Below are 6,220 nucleotides of genomic sequence, written 5' to 3' on the forward strand. Positions count from 1 at the left end.
GGATTAGCGCATATCAGGCAAACGGGCTTCGCTCCTCACTTCACTCGCGGCAATGGCTTCAGGGGGCAGAGAAATTCGCTGTTTGTTCAGCAGTTCACCCATGTTGGCCAGAACCCGGTACATCGAGAACTCTTCGACATAGCGCACTTCGGTGTACCGGCGGTTGGCGTTGTACAGCTCGTTTTCACTGTCGAGCAGGTCAAGCAGGGTGCGTTGGCCAAGTCCGAACTGGTCCTGGTAGGCAGCGCGTACTCGCGTTGTGGTGTCTGCGTATTCACGTGCGGTAGGGGTTTGCTTGCGGGCGTTGGTCATGGCGTTCCACGACAGCGCCAAGTCCTCGTTGAGGGTTCGCAGCGCGTTGTTGCGGATGTCCATTGCCTGGTTGATCTTGTGTGCGTCCGACTGCAGGCGGGCTTTGTCGCTGCCGCCGCGGAACAGGTTGTAGCTGAGCTCGACACCGGCTTGCCAGTCGTTGTTATCGTGACCGACCTGGCCTGCGGTGTTGTTGTTGGCACCGGTGGCCAGCACTGCGTCCAAGCGTGGATAAAACGGCGACTTGGCCACTTCGTACTGCTGCTCGGCGGCTTGCACGTCGGCCTGGGCCGACTTCAAGTAGGGGTTGTGCTCAAGCATGTCCTGGCGTGCATCCGGCAGGGTTGCTGGCATTTCTCCCTTGATGGTGACCGGTGTTTCGAGCTCATCGGGGACGCGTCCGATAACGCTGTAGAAGTTGGCTTCGGCATCGGCCAGGTCGACTTCGGCGGTGTACAGGTTGTTTTCTGCCAGAGCGCGACGCGCCGTGGACTGATCACGGTCAGCGATGCTGCCCACGCCACGCTCACTGCGCAAGCCAATCTGGTCGTTGACGCGCAAGTGTGCCTGGAGGTTGTTGGTGGCCAAGGTCACCAGTTCGCGCCGCTTGAGCACTTCCAGGTACACCTCGATGGCGCGCAGGCCAACACTCTGGGCGGTTGCCTGGGTGTAGTAGGCGCGCGAGTTGACCACAGCTTCAGTGCGGCCGACTTCGTTCGGGGTGTTGAAGCCGTCAAACAACATCTGCCGCAAGCGCAGATCCGATTGGGTGTAATTCAGTGTTTCCTTGTTGTGATCACGTGAGCCGTCGGCGTTGAAACCGCGGGTATTGGTGTTGTCGGATTTCTGCCGACCATAGCCTGCAACCAGATCAACGCGAGGGTACCAGCCACCTTTGGCAACGTTGACGTCTTCGTCTGCGGATAACCGGCTGTTACGGCTTGCGTTGATTTCAGGATGTTGGTCCACGGCGCTTTGAACAGCTTCCGTAATCGACATCGCCAGGGCATTGGCAGAGGCCATAGCCAAAAGAATCGCGCCGGTGATGGGGGTCAAAACGCGCATGGGGTACTTCTCCCTGATTTCTAATTTATGTATTGCTGCCGTCAAAAAAATGACGGAATTTTGACTGCAATCCGTTTCAAACTTGTAACATGAGAGCTAAGAACATTTATAAGGATAGCTAAGAAGAATTTTTCATAAGGGTTATGCGAAAAAAAACTTATGCGATCTAAGGAATCCACGACATTGTTCATATCAGGCGGCCCGTGTACTCCCCGCTGGGGTGCATTTTTCGGGCGTCGGCAATTAGTTCAATTTTTTTTGCAGCAAAGGGCACGGATGTAGCGAGGGGATGGAGGAAAATCAGATTTGGCGACAATTTTTTGGCATTTGCCGGTTTGCCAGATTGATTCCACGTTCACTGTGTGTCTGTCACGCGAAGGTGTTGATTTCATTGAAAATCAGCCTTCGCCTTTAGCGCTTGTCGAGTAATGACTCCAAGCAGGCGCAACAGGCCGACCACGCGAGATTCAGAGTGCTTTCCTGCGAAAAACTGTTCTGCAGCATAGGAGAGCGCTCATGGCCAAGTTAATCGGTGTTGTCAGCAAAGTAGTCGGAGAGGTCTTCGCAGTCGCCAACGACGGTACTCGTCGGGCGCTTGTCGAAGGTGACCGGCTGTTTGCCGGCGAGCAGTTGGAAACGGGAGCCGCTGGAGCGATCGCCGTTCATCTGCAAAACGGCGCCGAATTGACCTTGGGTCGTGACAGTAGCCTTGAGCTTACGCCTCAACTGTTGGCCAATCAGGCCCCCCATGTTGATGCGCCAGAAGCGCTGGCGCCTAGCCAGGCTGAACTGACAGACGTGGAAAAGCTCCAGCAGGCCATCGCTGCGGGTGCTGACCCGAGCCAGGACGCTGATCCAACTGCCGCCGGTCCGGGTAGTGGCGGAGCTGCTGGCGCCGTGGGTGGCGGGCACTCCTTTGTCATGCTCAATGAGGTGGCCGGTCGAGTTGATCCGACCATTGGCTTCCCTACTGCAGGCTTCAACGGTTTTGCCGAACTCCGGGATCTGGATGTCGGTGTGCTCAATAACAACAACGACGACATTCCGCCGCCGCTCGTTCCTGAGGTAGACCATCCGGTTATTCTCGACGGCCTGGACGTTGGCGGCGGCGAATTGTCGCTTAACGAAGCCAATTTGGCGCAAGGATCGGCCAGCGATCCAGTGGCGCTCACCCAGAACGGCAGTTTTACCGTGGTGGCTGCAGATGGGGTGTTCAATCTGAATGTCGGTGGTATCAACGTCGTCACTGCGGGTGCGGTGACCGGCGTGGGCCAATCCATTGTCACCGGGCTTGGGAACGTTCTAACCATCACCGGGTACGATGCCGCGACCGGTGTTGTCAGTTACAGCTATACCCTGACGGGCGCCGAGTCCCACGCCAATGGCGCTGGGACCAATGGGCTGGGGGAGAGCATCACCGTATCTGTCAGCGATACCGATGGCGATGTGGCCAGCGGCTCGCTGGACATCAACATCGTCGATGATGTGCCGAAAGCGGTCGATGACAGCAACACCGACACCGCGACCGAAGCGCAATTGACCTTGACCGGCAACGTGCTCACCAACGACACCCAGGGCGCTGACCGCATCGCCAGTGGTCCGATTACCCCACAAACCATTGAAGGGACCTACGGCAAGCTGGTGCTGGCAGCCGATGGCTCGTACACCTACACGCTGAATTCTTCCGACCCGGACTTCATCAACTTGCACGGTGGTGGAACGGGCGTCGAGACCTTTACCTACACCTTGAAGGATGCCGACGGCGACACGTCGAGCGCCAATCTGGTGCTGAACGTCACCAACCTCAATGACTCGGTAACGCTCAATGGCCTGAACGTCGAAGGCGCCGAACTGACCGTCTTCGAGAAAAACCTTGTCGACGGCAGCAGCCCTGATGGCACTGCGCTGACCCAGGGCGGCAGCTTCACCGTGACGGCTCCGGACGGTTTGCAAACCCTGACTGTGGGCGGCATTGCTGTGGTCACCAACGGTGCCGCAGCTGGCTTCCCACAATCGGCGGTCACGCCGGAAGGCAACACGTTGACCATCACCGGCTATAACGCCAGCACGGGTGTGGTTTCTTACACCTATACCTTGGTGGGCAATGAGGCGCACATCGCAGGCAATGGCACCAGCCTAGGTGAGAGCTTCAGCGTGGTCGCCACCGACACGGATGGCAGCAGCGCTACTGGAAAAATCGACGTCAACATCATCGACGATGCGCCGAAAGCGGTCGATGACAGCAACACCGTCACGGCGACCGAAGCGCAATTGACCCTGACCGGCAACGTGCTCACCAACGACACCCAGGGTGCCGACCGCATCGCCAGCGGTCCGATTACCCCACAAACCATCGAGGGGGTCTACGGCAAACTGGTGTTGGCCGCCGATGGCTCTTACACCTACACGCTAAATTCTTCCGACCCGGACTTCATCAACCTGCACGGTGGCGGAACGGGCGTCGAAACCTTTACCTACACCTTGAAGGATGCCGATGGCGACACGTCGACCGCCAACCTGGTGCTGAACGTCACCAACCTCAATGACTCGGTAACGCTCAATGGCCTGAACGTCGAAGGCGGCGAACTGACCGTCTTCGAGAAAAACCTTGTCGACGGCAGCAGCCCTGATGGCACTGCGCTGACCCAGGGCGGCAGCTTCACCGTGACTGCTCCGGACGGTTTGCAAACCCTGACTGTGGGCGGCATTGCTGTGGTCACCAACGGTGCTGCGGCAGGCTTCCCACAGTCGGCTGTTACGCCGGAAGGCAACACGTTGACCATCACCGGCTATAACGCCAGCACGGGTGTGGTTTCTTACACCTATACCTTGGTGGGCAATGAGGCGCACATCGCAGGCAATGGCACCAGCCTAGGTGAGAGCTTCAGCGTGGTCGCCACCGACACGGATGGCAGCAGCGCTACTGGAAAAATCGACGTCAACATCATCGACGATGCGCCGAAAGCGGTCGATGACAGCAACACCGTCACCGCGACCGAAGCGCAATTGACCCTGACCGGCAACGTGCTCACCAACGACACCCAGGGTGCCGACCGCATCGCTAGCGGTCCGATTACTCCGCAAACCATTGAAGGGACCTACGGCAAACTGGTGTTAGCAGCCGATGGTTCCTACACCTATACGCTGAATTCTTCCGACCCGGATTTCATCAAGCTGCACGGCGGCGGAACGGGCGTCGAGACCTTTACCTACACCTTGAAGGATGCCGACGGCGACACGTCGAGCGCCAACCTGGTGCTGAACGTCACCAACCTCAATGACTCGGTAACGCTCAATGGCCTGAACGTCGAAGGTGGTGAACTGACCGTCTTCGAGAAAAACCTTGTCGACGGCAGCAGCCCCGATGGCGCCGCGCTGACCCAGGGCGGCAGCTTCACCGTGACTGCTCCGGACGGTTTGCAAACCCTGACTGTGGGCGGCATTGCCGTGGTTACCAACGGTGCTGCGGCAGGCTTCCCACAGTCGGCTGTTACGCCGGAAGGCAACACGTTGACCATTACCGGCTATAACGCCAGCACGGGTGTGGTTTCTTACACCTATACCTTGGTGGGCAATGAGGCGCACACCGCAGGCAATGGCACCAGCCTAGGTGAGAGCTTCAGCGTGGTCGCCACCGACACGGATGGCAGCAGCGCTACTGGAAAAATCGACGTCAACATCATCGACGACGCGCCGAAAGCGGTCGATGACAGCAACACCGTCACGGCGACCGAAGCGCAATTGACCCTGACCGGCAACGTGCTGGATAACGACACCCAGGGCGCTGACCGCATCGCCAGCGGCCCGATCACCCCGCAAACCATCGAGGGGACCTACGGTAAATTGGTGCTGGCCGCCGATGGTTCCTACACCTACACGCTGAATTCTTCCGACCCGGATTTCATCAACCTGCACGGCGGCGGCACTGCCATCGAGACCTTTACCTACACCTTGAAGGATGCCGACGGCGACAGCAGCAGCGCCAAATTGGTGTTCAACGTCACCAACATCGACGACCCAGTGGTGATCAAAGGCCTGGATATCTGTGGCGGCGAGTTGACCTTCTACGAGAAGAACCTCACCGAGGGCAGTAGCCCGAACCCAGGAGAGTTGACCAAGGGCGGCACCTTCACGGTTATCGCCCCGGATGGCCTGCAATCGCTGACCATTGGTGGCTTGAGCATTGTCAGTGGCGGTGTGGTCGCTGGCTTCCCGCAGCATGGCACGACGCCGATGGGTAACGGCTTCACCATCCACAGCTACGATCCAAACACAGGTGTCGTAACGGCCAGCTATACGCTGGAAAACACCAGCACACATCAGAGCGGCAATGGCGCCAACAACATCCTCGAAAGCCTGGAAGTGGTGGCAGTCGACACCGATGGCAGCACCGCCAAGGCCAACGTCGACGTCAATATTGTCGACGATGTGCCCCTTGCGGTTGACGATACCAACGCCGTCACCGCGACCGAAGCCCACCTGACCCTGACCGGCAACGTGCTGGATAACGACACCCAAGGCGCCGACCGTATCGCCAGCGGTCCAATTACTCCACAAATCATCGAGGGGACCTACGGCAAATTGGTGCTGGCTGCCGATGGCTCCTACACCTACACGCTGAATACCGCCGCCCCGGATTTCATCAACCTGCACGGCGGCGGCACTGCCATCGAGACCTTTACCTACACCTTGAAGGATGCCGACGGCGACAGCAGCAGCGCCAAATTGGTGTTCAACGTCACCAACATCGACGACCCGGTGGTGATCAAAGGCCTGGATATCTGTGGCGGCGAGTTGACCTTCTACGAGAAGAACCTCACCGAGGGCAGTAGCCCGAACCCAG

At 58.5% G+C, this 6,220-nt stretch carries 2 protein-coding genes; one reads left to right on the top strand and one right to left on the bottom strand.

Going from position 1 to position 6,220, the window contains the following annotated elements:
• Positions 1–3 precede the first annotated feature (3 nt).
• Positions 4–1,377, bottom strand: a complete 1,374-nt coding sequence (locus H8F21_RS20630; RefSeq protein WP_203475806.1) for a TolC family outer membrane protein — start codon at positions 1,375–1,377, stop codon at positions 4–6.
• A gap of 516 nt (positions 1,378–1,893) precedes the next feature.
• On the opposite strand from H8F21_RS20630, the gene H8F21_RS20635 reads away from it, so the two are divergent.
• Positions 1,894–6,220 (top strand): retention module-containing protein (locus tag H8F21_RS20635; protein ID WP_203585226.1); only part of this gene is annotated, 4,327 nt, incomplete at its 3' end.

Source organism: Pseudomonas arcuscaelestis (assembly GCF_016881005.1).
GTDB lineage: Bacteria > Pseudomonadota > Gammaproteobacteria > Pseudomonadales > Pseudomonadaceae > Aquipseudomonas > Aquipseudomonas arcuscaelestis.

Excerpts from the sequence above, each read along its gene's own strand:
- H8F21_RS20630 (WP_203475806.1), bottom strand. The coding sequence starts at position 1,377 with ATGCGCGTTTTGACCCCCATCACCGGCGCGATTCTTTTGGCTATGGCC.